Below are 18431 nucleotides of genomic sequence, written 5' to 3' on the forward strand. Positions count from 1 at the left end.
CCCCTCAAACGCGCCAACCACCGCAACCTGCCAACCCCAGACCCGGCAATCATCACAATCGCCAAGCCAACACCAACCTAAAGTCACTGGCATTGCGGCTAGGTCCTGTCCGGCCGATCTTGGCGGATCAGCCCGCGGCGTTGGGCGCCCGGCTGGGCGTGCGCCCGGATCGTCCTCGTACTGGGCCGTACTTGGGCGATTCGGGCGTGCGTCCAGGCGGGATGCCCGGCGTCGCGGGCCCGGCAAGATCGGCCGGACAGGGCCTACGGACGCGGTGCCGGGCAGACGCCGTCGCAGACGCCCTGCATGGTGTACTCGACCGACGTGCCCGCCGTGGCGCTGCTCAGGATCAGCACCGCCTGCTCGCCCTGCGAGTCGGACATGCACCGGCCCCCGAAGGCACCGTAGTTGGCGGTGCACTGGTAGCCGTAGTCGCCGCTCCACCGGGAGTCCCGGACGAGGCGCAGCCGGGGGATGTCGTTCGGCCCGGTCGCGCTGCTGGTGCCGACCACCTTGAAGGCCTGGTTGGCCTTCATGTCGATCACCGCGCAGTAGGCGGGCGCGTCGTCGGTGAGCACCCCGCCGCGCTGCGGGAAGCCCTCGACGGCGATCGGGTTGGCGAGGCACTCGGGCGCCCAGCCGTCGGCCGTGCGGACCTTCCACGCGTCCACGGCGGCGTGGATCGGCTGGCCCTTGTACCCGGAGGCGAGGACGACCGCGGTGTACGACGTCGCGCCGGTGAGCTGGCAGGCGGTGCCGAACTGGGTGCAGAGCGGCTTGCCTTCGCCGTCGACCACGCTGAGCAGCGCGTTCGCTCCGTACGGGCCGCCGGCGGTCCGGACGCCCAGCCAGAACTTGTCGCTGCCCGCGGCGGCGACCCGCACGCATCGGGCGTCCAGCGCGGAGGCCAGGTCGAAGGAGGTGCCCGGGCCGCCGACCGTGGTCGATCCGGGCGTCAGGCAGTCCCCGGTCGAGGAGATGTCGTGCCGGACGAGCCTGTACCCGTCCGCCCCGCCCCAGCCGTTCAGCAGCGCGGTGTACGTGACGCCGGCGGCCAACTGGCAGGTCTTGGCCGAGTTCCCGTACGAGACCGCCGTGCAGACCGGGGTGCCGGCCGCGTCGACCACCGTCACCTCGGCGTTGAGCTGGTTCCCGGTGTTGGTGTAGTCGACCAGTTCCACGGCGGCGTGCTGGTCGGCGGGCAGGCTCAGACAGGCCTGCGGCGCGGCCGCGGTCAGCGGGACCTCGACACCCCAGGTGCCGTCGAAGCCGCTCTGCGGCCAGGCGGTGCAGCCCGCGACCTCCTCGGTCCGGTGGACCGCCAGCCCGTAGGCCTTGGCGGGCGTTCCGGTCAGCACGGCGCGGAACGGGGCGGTGCCGGTCAGCTTGCAGGTGGTGGACGCGCCACCGCTGATCTCGCACTGCTTGGCGCCCGAGGCGTCGAGCACCTGGGCGGCGACCGGCGCGCCGTCGGCGGGCGACCGGCCGAGCAGGTAGACGCCCTTGCCGGAGGCGGTCGGCAGGGCCAGGCAGAGCTGCTGGCCCGGCCCGCCGAAGGTGCCGGTGGCCGGGCCGTCCGTCAGACCGGTGTCACTGACCGCGACGCAGCCCCGGGTCTCCACCGCCGAGTGGAAGGCCATGCCGAACGCGCCGACCGAGGTGGCGAACGCGTCGACGGCCCAGGTGTAGTCACCCGGCGTCAGGTCGCAGGCGCCCTGGGGGCAGAGCCCGCCCTGCGGGGTGCCGTCGGCGGCGAACAGCGCGCCGGCGACGGAGCCGTCGTTCCGGACCGGCTCGAAGCCGTACCGCGCGGACGCCGGGACGCGCAGGGTCCGGCACCGCGTGCCGGAGGTCAGGTCCGGGGAGACCCCGAACGCCTGGGGCTCGACCAGCGCGCAGCCCTCCGGGCGGGAGAGCCGTGCCGCGAAGACGTCGTACGCCATTGCCGTGCCGTCGTAGCTCTGGACGGTGAACCGGAACGGCGCGGTGCCGGTGAGCCGGCAGTCGGGGTAGGTCCACTTGTCGCAGACCTGGGCGCCCGTCGCGTCGTAGACGACCTTGATGCCGGCCCGGTTGCTCGCACCGATGCGGAGCACGTCGCCCGCGACGAGGTCCTGCACCAGGTAGCAGTCGCCGGCCGCGCCGAGCGCCAGCGAGCCCTGGAAGAGGGTCGGGGCGCCCAGGGCGAGGTCGGTGGCGCCGACCGTCCGGCAGGCGGTGGTGGACTGGAGCGGCAGGTACGACACCGCGAGACCGGTCGCGGAACCGGTGACGGTGCCGACCTTCAGGGTGTACGTGCCCGCCCGGGTGGTCGCGCAGCGCAGGGTCCGGTAGCTCCCCCAGCTCGGACCGGCCGGATCGTCGCAGGTCACGGCGGTGCCGTCGGGTGCGAGGACGGTCGGGAGGATCGACCCCTGGGTGGTGACGATCCGCACGAGCAGCAGGTCGTTCTGCTGCGGCAGGGTGAGGGCGAAGGCCGCGGTCGCGCTCTGGTCGAGGGTGCAGTTCGCCACCGTGCCGGGCTGCAGCGCCGTCGGACACGGGCTGCCCGACTCGGCCTGCCGCAGCTCGCGGGCGGCGGCGGTCGGGTCCGGCTTCGCCACCGGGCCGGCGCTCGGAGCCGGGTTCGCGGCCGGGTTCGCGGCCGGGTTCGCGGCCGGGTTCGCAGCCGCGCTCGCGGCCGGGGCGCCCGCCTGCGGCGAGGCGGTACCCGTCGATGCGGCGGGTGCCGCCGGAACGGCCCCCACGGCCTGGGCCGGGGCGACCTGGCCCACCAGGGCGGCCAGGACGGCGAGCAGCAGGGCCCCGGAGGCCGCCGCGCGCCCGGCGCCGCCTCCCCTTCGTCGTACTCGTCTGCCGATCGGCAGCACGTTCATCTTTTCCCCCCACTTCGGACAGGCCGTGCTCATGGAAGGAGCACAGCTGTGATCGAGCGGGCGGAGTCTAGCGGGGCGTACACGGAGCGGGCCATCGAATACCCGGACTCCGGTCGGGCCGCCCGACGGACCGACCGGCGAACCGGCTGACGCGGCATCAAGAACCCTCGGACCCAGGACGCGGGAGGTGGACGATCCCTCCGCGTGCGCATTTGTCCAAGACGGCCGGCCGTCCCGTCCGGCACTGTCGGAAGGGCCCGGCCGGTACGGGGGACCGGCCGGGTCGGGGGCGCCGGCGGGGCGGGGCGGCGTCAGGCCGGCGGGCGGGCGGGGCGGGTCACTGCTTCATGTAGACGCTGTCCATGAAGTCGATGATCTGCTGGTCCGTCAGCCGCTGGCCGTCGCGGTGGCCCATCGCCAGGTCCGCCTCGCTGATCATGCCCACCAGCCGCTCACCGTCGATCACCGGGATGCGCCGGATCTGGTGCTGCTCCATCTTGTGCAGCACCGCCTCCATGGAGTCGTCGGCGCGCACGCAGTGCAGGTGGCCGGACAGCTCCATGGCCGTCATCGCGGCCGGGTCCTTGCCCTCGGCGATACATCGCAGCACGATGTCGCGGTCGGTGATGATGCCCTTCAGCTTCTGGTCGTCGCCGCAGATCGGCAGCGCGCCCACGTTCTTGTCGCGCATCATCTTCGCGGCCTCGGCCAGCGTCTGGTGGGCGCCGATGCACTGGGCGCCGGTGTGCATGATGTCTCGGGCAGTGGTCACGGGGACTCCTTCGTCGGTGGTTCCCCCCTGCGCCCCCCGGGCGGCGCTCCCCCGACGGCCCGAGCAGGGCGCGGACGGGGTGACCGCGCCCTCACCATAAGCAACACCGCGCCCACCCGCGACCGCGACCCGGCACCCCCGGCGGCCGGGACCGCCGATACTGGAAGGGTGACCACGGATGCCCGAACGGCCGGTGACAGCGCCGGTGACGACGCCGGTGGCAGGACCGGCGACCCGACCGGCGCCGGGGCAGGTGCGGAGGCCGTCGACGAGGCCGTCCGGGCCCGGCCCGCGACCGCGCTGCGACCGTACGTGGCCTGGTACTCCGGCTACCGGCAGCGCGGACTCGCCCCCGCCGTGCACCGCGGCCTGCCCTCCCCGTACCTGACGTTCATCCTCACCCTCGACGAGCCGCTGGTGATCGCCGGGCACCCCGACCCCGCCCAGCCGCCCGGCACCTACCCGACCCTGCTCGGCGGCCTGCACACCTCGCCCGCGCTGATCACCCACGACGGCGCGCAGTCCGGGGTGCAGATCGCCGTGCACCCGCTCGCCGCCCGGGCCCTGTTCGGGCTGCCCGCCGGGGAGTTGGCCGGGATCGACGTGCCCGCCGACGAGGTGCTCGGACGGCTGGGGCCCCGGTTGCGGGAGCGGCTGCAGGCCGCGACCGGCTGGGCGGAGCGGTTCGCCGCGCTGGACGGGGCGCTGCTGCGGGCCGCGCGGCCGTCCGGGCAGGTGCCGCCGGAGGTCGGCTGGGCCTGGCGGGCGCTGCGGCGCAGCGGCGGCGGGCTGCCGGTGGCGGCGCTGGCCCGGGAGACCGGCTGGAGCGCCCGGCACCTCCAGGAGCGGTTCCGCCGGGAGACCGGGCTGACCCCGAAGGCCGCCGCCCGGGTGATGCGCTTCGACCGGGCCCGGCACCTGCTGGCCTCCGCCGCCCCGCCGGCCCGGCTGGCCGAACTGGCCGTGCGCTGCGGGTACTTCGACCAGGCGCACCTGGCCCGCGAGTTCCGCGCGCTGGCCGGGGCGGCGCCGACCGCCTGGCTGGCGGCGGAGGGGCCGGAGACGGCGAAGTTCCGAAACGTCCAAGGCGGGGCGCCCGGGCCGGCCGCAGAGTGGGAGGCGTAGCCGATTCCCGCACCACTCCCGAGCCGATCCCGAGGAGAGCGCCATGGACACCACCGAGACCCCCGCCCCGCAGGTCTGGCCCAGCCTGCGCGCCACCGACGCCCGGGCCCTGATCCGCTTCCTGGTCGAGGCCTTCGGCTTCCGGGAGGTCGTCGCCTACGGTGAGGGCGAGTTCGTCGCCCACGCCGAGCTGGCCTGGCCCGAGGGCGGCGGAGTCATGCTCGGCTCCGCCCGCGAGACGCCCGGGGGCGCCGACTCCTGGCCGGGGCGGCCGGGCGGCTTCACCGCGTACGTGGTCACCGCCGACCCGGACGGCGTGCACGCCCGGGCGCTGGCCGCCGGGGCCCGGATCACCACCGCCCCGTACGAGACGGACTACGGCTCACGGGACTTCGCCGCCGCCGACCCGGAGGGCAACCACTGGTACTTCGGCACCTACCCGGGCGCGCCACGACCGGCCGCGGGGTGAGCGGGTGGTGCGGGGTGAGCCACCGCGGAGTGAGCCGACCGCGGGGTGGGCCCGGTGCGGGGCGCCGGGCGGCGGAGCGGGGCAGACTGGCTGCGGGGGCCACCCCGGCGCAGGCTTCGGAGGCGGACCGTGCCGCAGATGACGGTGGACGGGCGCACCCTCGCCCTGTCCCACCTTGACAAGGTGTACTACCCGCGCACCGGCACCCTCAAGGGCGAGGTGCTGCGCTACTACGCCGCCGTCCACGCCGCCCTGCTCCCCCACCTGCGCGACCGCCCGGTGTCCTTTCTGCGCTGCCCGGACGGCGTCGAGGCGGAGGTCTTCGTCGCCAAGAACCCTCCGCCCGGCACCCCGGACTGGGTGCGCACCGTCGAGGTCCCGAGCAACTCCGGCGATCTGCGCCAGGTGGTGCTGGAGGACGGCGCGGCGCTGCTGTCCGTGGCCAACCTGGGCTGTCTGGAACTGCACGTCCCGCAGTGGCACGCGGCCGCGCCCGGCCTCGCCGACCGGCTGGTCCTGGACCTCGACCCCGGTGAGGGTGCGGACGTCCTCACCTGCCGCGCGGTGGCGCTGCTGCTGCGGGAGCGGCTGGCCGCGGACGGGCTCGCCGCCTGGGTGAAGACCTCCGGGTCCAAGGGGCTGCACCTGCTGGTGCCGATCGAGCCCACGCCGAGCGGCCGGGTCAGCGCGTACGCGAAGGCGCTGGCCGCCGCCCTGGAGGCGGACCGCCCGGACCTGGCGGTGCACACCATGGCCAAGGCCCGGCGCCGGGGCCGGGTGCTGGTCGACTGGTCGCAGAACAACGCCAAGAAGACCACGGCCGCGCCGTACACCCTGCGGGCCCGGCCGCTGCCGACGGTCTCCACGCCGCTGTCCTGGGCCGAGCTGGAACGGGCGCGCGACGAACGGGAGCTGGTCTTCACCCTCGCCGAGGTGCCCGAGCGGCTGGCCGCCCACGGCGACCTGCTCGCCCCGCTGCTGGACCCGGAGCGGGCCCGGCCGCTGCCCCCGCCACCCGAGGCACCGAGCGTGACGGCGACACCGACCGTGACGGCGACGGTGCCGACGGGGGCGCCCCGGCCGCCGGAGCGGCCCCGCCAGGTGCTGCACCCGCCCGTCGAGGTGATGCGACCGGCCGCCGTCACCGCCGTGCCGCCCGCCGACGGCCTGGGCGGCGGGGGCGTGCAGTACGAGGTGAAGCTCGACGGCTTCCGCTGCGTCGCGTTCGCGCGCGGCGACCGGCCGCCGTTCCTCCAGTCCCGGGCCGGCCGCGACCTGGCTCCCGAGTTCCCGCCGGTCGCCGCCGCCGTCGCCCGGCTGCCCGAGGGGCTGGTACTGGACGCCGAGCTGGTCGCCTGGCGCGACGGCCGGTTCGCCTTCGGCGAGCTGCTGCGCACCCGCCGGGCCCGCGCCGCCGCTCCGGAGGTCGCGCTCGGGCTGATCGCCTTCGACCTGCTGGCCCTGCCAGGCCGCGACGTCCGCCGCCTCCCGCTCGCCGACCGCCGCCGGCTGCTGCTCGCCGCGCTGGACGGCGTCCCCCCGCCGATCCGGCCGGTGCTGGCCACCACGGACCGGACGGAGGCGCTGGAGTGGATGGAGCAGCTCGCCGACACCGGGGTGGAGGGCCTGGTCTGCAAGGCCGCCGCCTCCCCCTACCGTGCGAGCGGCGCGGGCCGGGCCTGGGTCAAGTACCGCCGCGGCGACACCCTGGACGCCACCGTCGGCGCCGTCACCGGCCCGGCGGACCGCCCGCACGCGCTGGTGCTGCGGCTCGACGACGGCCGGGTCCTCCTGACGACGCCCCGGCTCACCGCCGCGCAGGCCCGCGAGGTCGCCGAGGTCGTCGGCCCGCTGCTCGGCCCGCCCGCCACGGACCCCGACCACGGCGCGGTGCACCCCCTGACCGGTCCGCTGCGCGCCGAGTTCACCCTCACCGGCCGGCCGCCGGCCGCCGCCTTCGTCCGCCTGCGGGGCGACTGACGCCGGCCCGGCGGCCGGGGCCCGTCCTCACTTGCGCCGCTTCGCCGCCGCGTGGGAGAACTCCGTCACGAACGCGTCCTCGAACAGCGGCAGGTCGTCCGGTGCGCGGCCGGTGACGAGGGGGCCCGGGCCGTCGTGGCAGACGTGGACCGGTTCGTCGACCCAGTGGGCACCGGCGTTGACCAGGTCGGTGCGCAGGCTGGGCCAGGAGGTGAGGGTGCGGCCGTGGACGGCGTCGGCCTCGACGAGGGTCCAGGCGGCGTGGCAGATCGCGGCGACCGGGCGGCCGGCGGCGCAGCAGGCGTGCACGAAGGCGACGGCCGGGCGGTCGAGGCGCAGCAGGTCCGGGTTGGCGACCCCGCCGGGCAGGACCAGACCGTCGTAGCCGCCCGGGTCCGCCTCGGCGACGAGGGCGTCGACGGCGAAGGTGTCGCCCGGGGCGCGGTGCCGGACGGCCTGGACCCGTCCCGGGGCGGTGGACAGCAGGCGCGGGGTGCCGCCGGATTCGGCGACCGCCTGCCAGGGGGAGGTCAGCTCGACCTGTTCGACGCCGTACGGCGCGACCAGGAACGCGATCGTCCGGCCGGTGAGCGTGGTGGACGGCCAGCCCATGGGGTCCGGCCGTTCAGCGCGGGTGGGGGGCGGTCAGGTCGACCGCGGTGGGCGGGGCGGAGCTGAGCCTGGCCCGCGGGCAGTCGAGGTGCACGGCGCGGTCCAGGTGGTCGACCCGGACGACCAGGCCGACCGGGACCAGTACCCGGGTGCCCGGCACCCAGGAGTCGGCGTCGACCAGCAGGTGGTCCCCGGTGTCCTGGGTGACCCGGCCGACCGGGCCGTCGGTGGCCGACACCTCGTAGCCGGTCAGGCCGAGGTCTGCGGCGGGGTGGGAGCCCGGGCGGTGCTCCCACAGGTCGGTGCTCATCCGCGCCTCCCGGGGGTTCGTTCGCTCATGGCCTCACGCCTCCGGCCGGTCCCAGGGCCGGCGTTCCCGGCGCTCACGCCGCTCGCGCCGTTCCCGGGACTCCCGGGGCTCCCGGGGTTCGCGGGGTGCACGGGGCTCCCGGGGCGCATGGGGCTCACGGGGCTCCGTCCGTTCGGCGGCCCCGGGGCCGCCGTCCCGGGCGGCACCGCGGCGGCGCAACAGCTCCGAGGTGGCGACCGCCGCCGCCACGGTGGCGGCCCAGACCACGCCGAGCGCGGTGAGCACGGCGGTGTTCGGGGTGCGTACGCCCACGCCGAGGCAGATCGCCGTCATCACCAGGGCGGTCACCACGACCCCCGCCGAGACCCGCCGGCCGACGGCGCGGAGCAGGCGCCGGGCCCGGCTGGGCCGCTTGGCGCCCATCGTGCTCAACTTCCGGTCGAGCCGTGTGTCCTGGCGCAGATCGGACTCGATCTCCTCCAGGAGCCGCCGCTCCCATCCGCTCAGGGCGGGTCCGTCCATCTCGGTCACCTCCGACACTTCGGGTGACGTGCTCGCACCGGGGCGGTTGCCCGGTACGGGCCGGCGCTAACCGTTCCGGGGACCACCTGTTCCGGCGCCCACCGGACCGAAGGCCCGGGGACGGGCGAGCAGGCTGTCGTCCAGGACGCACAGGAGGGCGGCGGCGTCGCGGTGGACCTCGGCCGCACCCGCCGCCCGCAGTTCCGGACCGGCGTCCCCGCCGGTCTCCAGGGCGACGCACGGCACCCCGGCCCGCCGCGCCGCCCGCACCTCGCGCACGCTCCCGGCGACGGCCACGGCGTGCGAGGCCCGGCCGTCCACCAGGTCCAGTGCGGCCCGTACCGGGTCTCCCCCGGGTTCGGCCACGGTCAGGGCAGGGGCCCCGGCGGGCCCGGGCCCGGTCAGCAGGACCGTCCAGCCCCGGGTGGCGCATTCGCGCAGCAGTTCGGCCCCGCCGGGCAGCGCGGGCCGCCAGTCGGTACCGAAGAGTGCTGCCGAGATCACCGTCATGGCCACCGCTTCCGTTCGCAGGCCACGCGCCGTACGCCCTTCCAGACTAGGCCGCTCCCCGCCCCCGCGCGCTGCCTGCCGGCGGCGGATCCGGCCGGGCCGGGCCGGAGCGCGAAGGGCCGCCGCGCGCCGGGGCGCGGGGGATGCGGAGGTCGACGGGGAGGAGGGGCGGGGTGCAAGCGGCGGCAGGACGGCGGGGACGCGGGTAAGCGGTGCGAGACGGGGCAGGGAGGCGGGGAGGCGGTCTACTCGTCGAAGGGGTCCGAGGCCAGCCGCGCGTGCAGGTGCTCGTCCTGGTAGCCGCGCCCCTCGAAGTGCCACGAGGCCCGCAGGGTGCCCTCGTACGGGAAGCCGGCGCGGTCCGCGAGCCGGCAGGAGCGGTCGTTGCCGACGGCGTGGAAGAGCTCGATGCGGCGGGCGCCCGCGCTCTCGACGGCCCAGCGGGTGGCGGCGAGAGTCGCCCGGGTGGCCAGGCCGCGGCCTCGGGCGGCGGCGAGCAGCCAGTAGCCGACCATCGCGACGCCGTCGGCCCGGTCGGTCCACCTCAGGAAGGCGTTGCCGAGGAGGGTGCCGTCGGCGGCGTCGGTGACGGCGAAGGCGGCCTCGGTGCCCTCGGCCCAGCCGGCGTCGCAGCGGTCGAGGTAGGCCTCGGCGGCGGCCGGGTCGGCGGTGTCGAGCGGGTTCCAGCGGGCGAGTTCCGCGTCCGCCGCCGCGGCGACCAGGGCGGGGACGACGCCGCCCGGTACGTCGAGGGCGCGCCCCCACGGGCGGAGCCTGGCGTCGCCGAGGTCGAGGACTGCGGGGCGGAACGGGCGCCGCTCGGTGATGGTATCGCTGGTGGCCATCCGGCCTTCCTACCCCGCGTGCCCCCGCGTCCGCCAGCGATTTTGTCGGCGGTCGGCGGTCAACGGCCGGTGGCTGGTGGCTGGTGGCTGGTGGAGGGACGGGCGGGGAGGGACGGGCGGGGAGGGCGGCGCCCGGCACCCTCACCGGGAGCCGCCGTTCCCGGAGCCGGTTCAGATCCGCGCCAGATACCCGTTGTCGACCAGCCAGAGCACGTTCAGCTTGGCCGGGCCGCCGGGCACCAGCGCCGTGTCGAGCTGGTACTGCAGGCCCCAGCCGGGCTGGTTGAACCACGGCGCGATCGGGCCGGCGTGCACCTTGAACGCCTTGACCACCTTGTAGTCGTGGTAGTTGCAGGCGGCCGGCGGGTTGCCGTCGAGGCTCTGCGGCGGTATCGCGCGGTTGGCGTAGGGCAGGCCCTCGGGGGCGAGGAAGGCGCCGTACTCGCTGCCGTAGCGGTCGATGTTCTGGTTGGGGTAGAGCGTGATGTCGAACTCGACCGGGCTGCCGTCAGGCAGGGTGACGTAGCCGTCGGACGGCGGGTAGATCCAGCCGCCCTTGCCGCCGTTGGCGGCGGCGTCGTAGTACTTCGCCAGGAAGGCCTGGTCGCTCGTGCCGCCGGTGCGCTGGTAGCCGAGGAGCTGGCGGCCGACCGGGCCGGTGGTCGGGAGGTCCTGCGGGCCGAGCCGGGCGTCGTCGTCGCGGAAGGCGGCGGAGCACTGGTCGGAGGGGGTTCCGGCCGGTGCGGCGGCGGCCGGGATGCTCGGGGCGAGTACGGCGGCGGCTGCGGCGAGGGGCGCGGCGAGCAGGCGAAGGCGAAGGCGCACGGTGTCTCCGTCGGACGGTTCGGCGGTCGGGAGGCCCGCGGAGGGGTGTGATGTTCACCCTCCGTGGCCGGATCGACACCAGGCAACCGGATCATCTGATCATTCGTCAATATGATCCGAGCGGTAGCCCGTCGAACTCCGCCCTTTCCGCCAAACCCGGGACACCGCGGCCGCCCACCTGCGAGGATGAGCGGCCCGGCGCAGGCCCAGCGTGGCCCCTTCGGCGCCCGGAGCGCCGCCCGCTCAGCGGCCCGGCGCCACCCGCCCCAACAGGTGGAGCAGCCGGTCCAGGGCGTCCTTGGAGTTGGGCTCGGTCAGGTTGACCATGAGCCGGAACGCCACTTTCAGCAGGGCCGGGTGGCCGAGCCCGGCGGCACCGGCGGCACCGAGCAGCCGGGGGCGGCCGAGCAGGTCGGCCGCCATCCGGCCGAGCGCGAAGTACCCGGCGTAGGCGGAGCGCAGGGCCTGCGGGTAGCCGCGCAGGGCGAGTTCACGCCCCCGGTCGGTACGTCGGGCGAGGGCCTGGACGATGGTCTCGGCGGCGTAGCGGCCGGACTCCATCGCGTAGGCGATGCCCTCCCCGGTGCCCGGGCTGACCGTGCCGCCCGCGTCCCCGACGAGCAACAGGCCGTCCGCGTAGTGCGGTTGGCGGTTGAGTCCCATCGGGAGGGCGGCGCCGCGGATCGGTTCGGTGACGCCGTCGGGGGTGTAGCCGTAGCCGGGCGGCAGGCGCTCGCACCAGCGGCGCAGCAGCTCCCGCCAGTCGACCTCGGTCCTGGCGGTGTCGAGGACGCCGAGGCCGACGTTGGCGGTGCCGTCGCCCATGCCGAACACCCAGGCGTAGCCGGGCAGCAGGCGCCCGGCCGGGTCGCCGGGGTCGCGCAGGTCGAGCCAGGCCTCCAAGTACCGGTCCTCGTGGCGCGGGGTGGTGAAGTACGTGCGGTAGGCGACGCCCATCGCGCGGTCGGGGCGGCGGTAGCGCTTCATGGCGACGGACAGCCGGGTGGAGTTGCCGTCGGCGGCGACCACGATCGGGGCCCGGTAGGCGACGGGCCGGCGGTCCTCGCCCAGCTTGGCGGTGACACCGGTGATCCGGCCGGTCCGCTCGTCCAGCAACGGGCCCGCCACATTGGCGCGTTCGATCACCCGGGCACCGGCCGAGGCGGCCTTCCGGGCGAGCAGTTCGTCGAAGTCGGCGCGCCGGCGGACCAGCCCGTACCCGGGGAAGGCGGAGAGCTCGGGCCAGTCGAACTCCATCGAGCGGCGCCCGGAGACCAGCCGCAGGCCCCGGTTGTGCAGCCAGCCGGCCTCCTCGGAGACGTCGATGCCGAGGTCGGTGAGCTGCTTGACGACGCGGGGGGTGAGGCCGTCGCCGCAGACCTTCTCGCGTGGGAAGGCGGACTTCTCCAACAGCAGGACGTCCAGGCCGGTCCGGGCGAGGTGGGCGGCGGCGGTGGAGCCGGCCGGGCCGGCTCCGACCACGATGACGTCGGCGCTCTCCTCGGCGGTCTGCTCTGGGCCGGGCATCGCAACTCTCCCACGGGTCGGGTCGGCTGCGCGCGCGAGGGGAATCAGCGCGACGGACTCAGCGCGACGGGGTAGGCGGACTGGGCGGTTCCAGACGGACGATAGAGACATCCGGCGGCCGCTCGCCGCCCCGACACGCAGGCCGCTCCCGGATACCGCTCAATACCGGCCACCTCGGCTCCGCGGGTTCACCCGCCGGGTCCGGGCCCGGAGTTGACCACCGAGCCCCTGGGCCCGCGAGCAGCTGCGGGACCAGGGGCTCCCCTCGTACGACGGCGCCAGTGCACCCGGAGGCCCACCGCCGACGGCGCCGCCGACGACGATGAGGGCCCCGGCCACGGGGGTGAGCCGGGGCCCTCATCCCTGTCTACGGCCGGCCCGGGGCCCCCGGTTCACCACGGGCAACAGGAGAATCACCAGTATCTTCAGCACCATTGGCACCACTGGCACTTAAAGCACTACCGGCACCGCCCGGCCGGGCCCGGGAACGCCGGAAGCCCCTGGCGGCACGGGGGAAGGTGCGCCAGGGGCTTCCACTGCGGACTACGACCGGTACCCCGTCTCGGGTTCACCGCCGCGACCGCGGCCCGTACCCGGCCCCACCCGGCCCGGGTACGTCGGGAAGCCCTGGGCCGCACGGGGGGACGGCCGGGGCTTCCACCGGGGACTACGGCCGGCCCGCCGTCACGGGTTCACCGCCGTCACGGGTTCACCGCCAGCACCACGTACCCCGCCAGCACCGCCAGGTGGACCGCCCCCTGGAGCGGCGTCGCCCGGCCCGGGATGACCGTGAGGGTGCCCAGCGCGACGGTCAGGGTCAGCAGCACCATGTGGGCCGGCTCCAGTCCGAGGACGAGCGGGCCGGACAGCCAGGTGGAGGCGATCGCGACCGCCGGGATGGTCAGGCCGATACTGGCGAGCGCCGAGCCGAGGGCCAGGTTGAGGCTGGTCTGCACCCGGTTGCGGGCGGCCGCGCGCATCGCCGCGATGGTCTCCGGCAGCAGCACCATCAGCGCGATCACCACACCGACGACGGCGTGCGGGAGCCCGGCGTCGTCCACCGCCTTCTCGATGGTCGGCGACACGCCCTTGGCCAGGCCCACCACCGCGACCAGCCCGACGGCGAGCAGCAGCAGGCTGACCCCGGCGGCGCGGACGGTGGGCGGGCTCGCGTGGTCCTCCTCCTCCGCCACCCCGCCCTCGGGGACGACCGCCAGGAAGTAGTCGCGGTGCCGGACGGTCTGGGTGGCCACGAACAGCCCGTAGACCACCAGCGACGCGGTGGCCGCGTAGGTCAGCTGGGTGGTCGAGAACTGCGGGCCGGGCGAGCTGGTGGTGAAGGTCGGCAGCACCAGGCTGAGGGTCGCGAGGGTGGCGATGCAGGCGAGCGCGGCGCCGGTGCCCTCGGGGTTGAAGACGGCGGTCCGGTACTTGACGGCGGCGACCAGGATGGACAGGCCGAGGATGCCGTTGCAGGTGATCATCACGGCGGCGAACACGGTGTCCCGGGCCAGGGTGGCGGACTTGTCCCCGCCGTCCGCCATCAGCGTCACGATCAGCGCGACCTCGATCACGGTGACCGCCACCGCGAGCACCAGTGATCCGTAGGGCTCGCCCGACCAGTGCGCGATCACCTCGGCGTGGTGCACGGCGGAGAGCACCGCGCCGACCAGGAAGCAGGCGACCACGCCCACCACCCAGCCGGGCAGGTCTTCGTGCCAGGTCAGGGCGAGGACGACGAACGACACCACCGGAACGACGACGGTCCATTGCGCGGCGGCCGCGCGGAGCTTCGTGATCATGCCGCAGAGGATCCCAGACCGGGGGCCGGTCACCCGGGTGCCCGCGCCGGGATTCGTAGGGATGTGGCATAACTCATCCCGGTTCGCTCCCTCACCCGCCGTAGTCGGACAGGTACCGGAGCACCTTGTCCACGTGCGGGCGGACCCGCTCCGGGACTCTCCCGGCCGCCTCCACGGTCTTGTCGCTGGTCCGGTAGGCGGCCGTCACCAGGGCCGGCAGGTCGCGGGTCAGACCGGCCCGCTTGAGCTGCTGGTCGAGCCAGCAGACGTAGTTGCCCATCGCGGCGATCGCGTCGCCCGGGTCCAGGTACGAGGTGGGGCCGGGGTGGGCCGCCGCCTTCGCCCAGGCCCCGAAGACGGCGGGCGTCCACATCGCGATGCCGTACTCACCGGTCTCCGGGCGGGCGGCGTTCGGGTCGAAACCGCTCTCGGCCTTCAGCATCGCCGCCAGCAGCGCCGGGGTGACCTCCGGCTCGGGGCAGCGCCGGGCAGCGACGTCGATCATGCCCCGGTAGGCGACCGGGACGTCCGAGCCCGCCGGGATGGCGCCGGGCAGCGGGGGCGGGGCGCGATGGGCACCCGGCGCGGCGGGCTCCGGTCCGCCGGTCAACGCCAGGACGGCGAGCGCGCAGCCGAGCAGGCCCGCCCCGGCCCGTACGGCGGTGCGGCGGCGCCGGGCCGGGGCGGCGGTGGCCCGGGCGACCAGGGCGGTGAGGTCGACACGGGCCCGCTCCTCCCGCCCGGCGGCCAGACAGGCGCCGACCACGGGCCGCCAGCGGCCGGGCAGCGCCTCGTCCGGCCGCAGCGGCGCCGCGCCCCGCGCGTACGCCTGGGCCGCCAGCGAGCGGGCCCGGGCGGTGGCGCCGACGAAGGGGTGCAGGCCGCCGGTGAGCAGCTGGTGGGTGAGCACGCCGAACGCCCAGACGTCGGCGCTGGGGCGCACCGCGACCCCGCGCGCGCCGGTGCGCTGGGACCACCACTCGGGCGGCACGTGGTCGGGCGAGCCCAGCGGCGGGGCGTACGCGTGGGTGCCCTCCAGTTCGGCGGTGAGGCCGAAGTCGGCGATCTTGGCGGTGCCGTCGGACATCAGGAGGATATTGGCCGGTTTCAGGTCCCCGTGGACCCAGCCGGCCCGGTGCATGTGGGTCAGGCCGGCGCAGACCTCGGTGAGGATGCGCTCGGCGCCGGGCACCGCCGTGCCGGGGCGGGCGTCGGCCAGCACGTCGTGCAGGCTGCGGTCGGCGCGTTCCATCACCAGGGCGACGGCGCCGTCCAGGGCGGGGTGGTCCGGGTCCTCGACGGTGACCACGGTGAGGGTGCGGATCAGGTGGGGGTGGTCGGCGAGGCGGCTGAACCGCTGTTCGCTGCGGGCCATCTGGGCGACGGTCCGGCGCTGGCCGGGGCTGAACCGGGCGGCGCCGAGGAGCTTGACGGCGGCCGGGGTGCCGTCCGGGCCCTCGGCGGCGTGGACGCTGCCCCAGGCCCCCGCGCCGAGGAAGGCGCCGAGGCGGTAGCCGGCGACCCGGTAGCCGTCCGGGACCTCGAAGGGCGGCGGACCGGCCTCGCCCGGGCGGCCCTCCGGGGAGCACGGGTCGGGACCGCCGGCGGGCCTCACGGCCGGGCGGCCGGGCCGCGCCGGGGCGGGAGCAGCGCCAGGTGCTCCTCCCGGACCAGGTCGAACCTGAGCGCCAGGGCGACCAGTTCCTCCCGCTTGCCGCCGCCCGGGCCCTCCTCGTACGGCTCGCGCAGCCGCAGTTTCGTCTCCACCAGGTAGTCGATGTGGTAGTTCACCGCCGAGCGGGTCAGCGCCCGGCAGGAGGGCAGGGCGCGCAACCGGGCCAGCACCCCGGTCGCCCCCGGCACGGCGGCGGCCGACGGCGAGCGCAACCGGGGCTCGCAGAGCGCGAGCAGCACCAGGAAGTACTTGGCGGTCGGGTCGAGGGCGAAGGGGCTGACGGTGCGCTCGCCGTCGGCGCCGCCGGGCCCGCCGTCCAGGTAGGCGTGCTGAGGGGCGAAGACCTTGAAGGAGGCGGGTTCGCCGAGGGCGGGCAGCAGGACCCGGGAGAGTTCGAACGGCACGGGCGCGCCGAGCCGGCCGGGCGCCACCTTGACATGCTCCCCCGCGCCCTCCAGGTTCTCCACGACGTAGGTGGCGGAGGCACTGAAGTTCGACAGCCGCCAGTAGTCCTCGGCCGCGACGACCTCCCCGGCGCGGCGGGAGACGCCCTGGTCGGGCAGCGGGATGGGGGCCGGGCGGCCGGGTTCGCCGCGCCCGAAGGCCGCGCTCTCGCCCGGGCCCATCCGCAGCAGGACGGGCGCTCGATGTGGCGTCAGTTCGGACGCCGGACAGGGAAGTTGCACGATGACCGTGTCCACGCAGCCACCTCCGTGGGATCGGGTCGATGGTATCCGTCCGATTCGTCCCCTTGGCAAGCCGCCACTCGGACGGGTGAAGGGACACCGCCAACCGTGGCCGGGCGGCGGCGCGGCCGACGGCGACCATGTCCGACCGCCGGCGCGGCCGAAAATGGTTGCAGCATGTAGTTGAACGGTCACCATGAGTGTGACGCAACGCACACCGACTACGTCCACAATGTGTGCAAGACTCATCCCAAGGAGTGAGATTCCCTTTATTTCCAAGGAGGTTCGCATCATGCGCACTCGGATCGCAGCTGTGATGGTGACGGTGGCAGGGATCACCGGCCTGGCGGCCGCCCCGGCCATGGCCGCCCCGGCAACGTCCGAGCTCGACACCGTGGCCTGTGCCACGGTGCTCAACCACCCCTGCATCTCGCACCAGGCCGACGGCGAGGGCGTCGTCGGCGTCGCCCAGGTCACCGCCGACCCGGGCCAGTTGACGGTCGTCAGGGTCGAGGTCCGCACCCAGGCCGCCTGGGGCAGCCCGTGGCAGACCACCGCCTCGGCCACCACCCTGCGGCTCGGCTCGGCCAAGGCCGTCACCCCGCGCGTCGTCACCACCGACCTGCGCATGATCTGCGCCACCGCCGGCCCGGCGCTGGACGCGGCCAAGCAGGTCACCACCTGTACCAACCCGTTCTGATCCCGGGGGCCCTGACGGCCCGCACGCGCTCCGTCCGCACCGGCGGGGAGCAGCAGGATCAGCGGTAGGACGAGCCGGGGCCACGCCCCGCTCGGGGCCGGCCGCCGGGACCCCCGTTCCCGGCGGCCGGCCCGTCGCGGTCCGCCCCCTCCGCGCCCCCGTCCCCTCCGCACCACTCCGCCGCCCGCCGGGCACCTTCCGTACCCCCGCCGGACATCCGTCCGGAGGGAAGAACAGGAGGTCGGAGACGGCTCCGCGCGGTCCCGGGTGGACCTGGGGCACCCGTTCACGGCAAACTGGTCTAGACCTCGGAGGTCTAGACCTCAGACTCGCCTCAGAACGGTGGACCCAGTATGGAAATCGTGATCGTCCCAGACGCACCTGCGGCCGGCGAACTCATCGCCGCGGCGATCACCGATCTGCTGACCGACAAGCCCGAGGCCCTGCTCGGCGTCGCGACCGGCTCGACCCCGCTGCCGATCTACCAGGCCCTCGCCGCACGGGTCGCCGACGGCCGCCTGGACGCCTCCCGGGCCCGCATCTGCCAGCTGGACGAGTACGTCGGCCTGCCCGCCGGCCACCCGGAGTCCTACCGCTCCGTGGTGCTGCGCGAGGTCGTCGAGCCGCTCGGCCTCACCGAGGACTCCTTCCTCGGCCCGGACGGCAACGCCACGGACATCGCCGCGGCGGCCATCGCCTACGACCGCGCGCTGGCCGAGGCCGGCGGAGTCGACCTCCAGCTGCTCGGCATCGGCACCGACGGCCACATCGGCTTCAACGAGCCGTGCTCCTCGCTCGCCTCCCGGACCCGGATCAAGACCCTGACCCGGCAGACCCGCGAGGACAACGCGCGCTTCTTCGACAGCATCGACGAGGTCCCGCACCACGTCATCACCCAGGGCATCGGCACCATCCTGGAAGCCCGCCACCTGGTGCTGCTCGCCACCGGCGAGGCCAAGGCTGAGGCCGTCGCCCTCGCCGTCGAGGGCGCGCTGTCCGCCGTCGTCCCCGCCTCGGCGCTCCAGCTGCACCCGCACGCCACCGTCGTCGTCGACGAGGCCGCCGCCTCCCGCCTCAAGCTCGCCGACTACTTCCGCGACACCTACGCGGCCAAGCCGGCCTGGCAGAAGCTCTGAGCGCTCCCGCGCAGCCGTGACGGCAGGGGCGCCGGCCACCGATCCGCTCGGTGGCCGGC

17 protein-coding genes and 1 pseudogene are annotated in these 18431 nt (G+C 75.4%); 6 read left to right on the top strand and 12 right to left on the bottom strand.

What is annotated here, in order from left to right:
• Positions 1–263 precede the first annotated feature (263 nt).
• Together ACFQ6N_RS38285 and ACFQ6N_RS38290 are read right to left on the bottom strand one after the other, a co-directional pair.
• On the bottom strand, positions 264–2909 hold the full coding sequence (locus tag ACFQ6N_RS38285) for a hypothetical protein (RefSeq protein WP_380658750.1): 2646 nt from the start codon (positions 2907–2909) through the stop codon (positions 264–266).
• Positions 2910–3213: 304 nt separating this feature from the next.
• Complete coding sequence (locus ACFQ6N_RS38290; RefSeq protein WP_380658751.1) at positions 3214–3648, bottom strand: CBS domain-containing protein; 435 nt, start codon at positions 3646–3648, stop codon at positions 3214–3216.
• Positions 3649–3816: 168 nt separating this feature from the next.
• Between ACFQ6N_RS38290 and ACFQ6N_RS38295 the strand changes: the two genes are divergently transcribed.
• From ACFQ6N_RS38295 to ACFQ6N_RS38310, 4 genes and pseudogenes are all read left to right on the top strand, one after another.
• The gene (locus tag ACFQ6N_RS38295; protein WP_380658752.1) at positions 3817–4773 is read left to right on the top strand and encodes a helix-turn-helix domain-containing protein; all 957 of its coding nucleotides are present in this window, start codon (positions 3817–3819) and stop codon (positions 4771–4773) included.
• Positions 4774–4816: 43 nt separating this feature from the next.
• A complete protein-coding gene (locus ACFQ6N_RS38300) occupies positions 4817–5242 on the top strand; it encodes a VOC family protein (protein WP_380658753.1) in 426 nt (141 codons plus the stop codon).
• Positions 5243–5380: 138 nt separating this feature from the next.
• Positions 5381–6250 (top strand): annotated as a pseudogene (ligD, locus tag ACFQ6N_RS38305) (non-homologous end-joining DNA ligase); the annotation flags it as partial.
• Positions 6251–6367: 117 nt separating this feature from the next.
• Complete coding sequence (locus ACFQ6N_RS38310; protein ID WP_380658766.1) at positions 6368–7222, top strand: DNA ligase; 855 nt, start codon at positions 6368–6370, stop codon at positions 7220–7222.
• A 27-nt stretch (positions 7223–7249) separates the two neighbouring features.
• Here ACFQ6N_RS38310 and ACFQ6N_RS38315 read toward each other — a convergent pair whose 3' ends face one another.
• From ACFQ6N_RS38315 to ACFQ6N_RS38360, 10 genes are all read right to left on the bottom strand, one after another.
• Entirely contained in the window at positions 7250–7834 is a 585-nt protein-coding gene (locus ACFQ6N_RS38315) for a type 1 glutamine amidotransferase domain-containing protein (protein WP_380658754.1), read from the bottom strand.
• Between the two features lie 13 nt (positions 7835–7847).
• The gene (locus ACFQ6N_RS38320) at positions 7848–8144 is read right to left on the bottom strand and encodes a PRC-barrel domain containing protein (protein ID WP_380658755.1); all 297 of its coding nucleotides are present in this window, start codon (positions 8142–8144) and stop codon (positions 7848–7850) included.
• Between the two features lie 33 nt (positions 8145–8177).
• Complete coding sequence (locus tag ACFQ6N_RS38325; protein WP_380658756.1) at positions 8178–8666, bottom strand: DUF3040 domain-containing protein; 489 nt, start codon at positions 8664–8666, stop codon at positions 8178–8180.
• A 66-nt stretch (positions 8667–8732) separates the two neighbouring features.
• On the bottom strand, positions 8733–9176 hold the full coding sequence (locus ACFQ6N_RS38330; RefSeq protein WP_380658757.1) for an HAD family hydrolase: 444 nt from the start codon (positions 9174–9176) through the stop codon (positions 8733–8735).
• Between the two features lie 245 nt (positions 9177–9421).
• Positions 9422–10021, bottom strand: a complete 600-nt coding sequence (locus tag ACFQ6N_RS38335) for a GNAT family N-acetyltransferase (RefSeq protein ID WP_380658758.1) — start codon at positions 10019–10021, stop codon at positions 9422–9424.
• 171 nt (positions 10022–10192) lie between these two features.
• Complete coding sequence (locus ACFQ6N_RS38340) at positions 10193–10846, bottom strand: TNT domain-containing protein (RefSeq protein ID WP_380658759.1); 654 nt, start codon at positions 10844–10846, stop codon at positions 10193–10195.
• Between the two features lie 243 nt (positions 10847–11089).
• A complete protein-coding gene (locus ACFQ6N_RS38345) occupies positions 11090–12373 on the bottom strand; it encodes a geranylgeranyl reductase family protein (protein ID WP_380658760.1) in 1284 nt (427 codons plus the stop codon).
• A 701-nt stretch (positions 12374–13074) separates the two neighbouring features.
• Complete coding sequence (locus ACFQ6N_RS38350) at positions 13075–14175, bottom strand: calcium:proton antiporter (RefSeq protein WP_380658761.1); 1101 nt, start codon at positions 14173–14175, stop codon at positions 13075–13077.
• Between the two features lie 91 nt (positions 14176–14266).
• A complete protein-coding gene (locus ACFQ6N_RS38355) occupies positions 14267–15790 on the bottom strand; it encodes a serine/threonine-protein kinase (RefSeq protein ID WP_380658762.1) in 1524 nt (507 codons plus the stop codon).
• A complete protein-coding gene (locus ACFQ6N_RS38360; RefSeq protein ID WP_380658763.1) occupies positions 15787–16551 on the bottom strand; it encodes a serine/threonine protein kinase in 765 nt (254 codons plus the stop codon). Before ACFQ6N_RS38360 ends, ACFQ6N_RS38355 begins: the two co-directional genes overlap by 4 nt.
• Before the next feature lie 277 nt (positions 16552–16828).
• Between ACFQ6N_RS38360 and ACFQ6N_RS38365 the strand changes: the two genes are divergently transcribed.
• Together ACFQ6N_RS38365 and ACFQ6N_RS38370 are read left to right on the top strand one after the other, a co-directional pair.
• Positions 16829–17236, top strand: coding sequence for a hypothetical protein (locus ACFQ6N_RS38365; RefSeq protein ID WP_380658764.1), 408 nt, complete (start codon positions 16829–16831; stop codon positions 17234–17236).
• 353 nt (positions 17237–17589) lie between these two features.
• Positions 17590–18372: a glucosamine-6-phosphate deaminase gene (locus ACFQ6N_RS38370; protein WP_380658765.1), complete on the top strand. Its 783-nt coding sequence runs from the start codon at positions 17590–17592 to the stop codon at positions 18370–18372.
• Positions 18373–18431 lie beyond the last annotated feature (59 nt).

This window comes from Kitasatospora sp. NPDC056446 (assembly GCF_042796115.1).
Classification (GTDB): domain Bacteria; phylum Actinomycetota; class Actinomycetes; order Streptomycetales; family Streptomycetaceae; genus Kitasatospora.

Excerpts from the sequence above, each read along its gene's own strand:
- ACFQ6N_RS38365 (WP_380658764.1), top strand. The coding sequence starts at position 16,829 with ATGCGCACTCGGATCGCAGCTGTGATGGTGACGGTGGCAGGGATCACC.
- ACFQ6N_RS38370 (WP_380658765.1), top strand. The coding sequence starts at position 17,590 with ATGGAAATCGTGATCGTCCCAGACGCACCTGCGGCCGGCGAACTCATC.
- ACFQ6N_RS38315 (WP_380658754.1), bottom strand. The coding sequence starts at position 7,834 with ATGGGCTGGCCGTCCACCACGCTCACCGGCCGGACGATCGCGTTCCTG.
- ACFQ6N_RS38320 (WP_380658755.1), bottom strand. The coding sequence starts at position 8,144 with ATGAGCACCGACCTGTGGGAGCACCGCCCGGGCTCCCACCCCGCCGCA.
- ACFQ6N_RS38345 (WP_380658760.1), bottom strand. The coding sequence starts at position 12,373 with ATGCCCGGCCCAGAGCAGACCGCCGAGGAGAGCGCCGACGTCATCGTG.
- ACFQ6N_RS38335 (WP_380658758.1), bottom strand. The coding sequence starts at position 10,021 with ATGGCCACCAGCGATACCATCACCGAGCGGCGCCCGTTCCGCCCCGCA.
- ACFQ6N_RS38350 (WP_380658761.1), bottom strand. The coding sequence starts at position 14,175 with ATGATCACGAAGCTCCGCGCGGCCGCCGCGCAATGGACCGTCGTCGTT.
- ACFQ6N_RS38330 (WP_380658757.1), bottom strand. The coding sequence starts at position 9,176 with ATGACGGTGATCTCGGCAGCACTCTTCGGTACCGACTGGCGGCCCGCG.
- ACFQ6N_RS38325 (WP_380658756.1), bottom strand. The coding sequence starts at position 8,666 with ATGGACGGACCCGCCCTGAGCGGATGGGAGCGGCGGCTCCTGGAGGAG.
- ACFQ6N_RS38300 (WP_380658753.1), top strand. The coding sequence starts at position 4,817 with ATGGACACCACCGAGACCCCCGCCCCGCAGGTCTGGCCCAGCCTGCGC.
- ACFQ6N_RS38285 (WP_380658750.1), bottom strand. The coding sequence starts at position 2,909 with ATGAGCACGGCCTGTCCGAAGTGGGGGGAAAAGATGAACGTGCTGCCG.
- ACFQ6N_RS38310 (WP_380658766.1), top strand. The coding sequence starts at position 6,368 with ATGCGACCGGCCGCCGTCACCGCCGTGCCGCCCGCCGACGGCCTGGGC.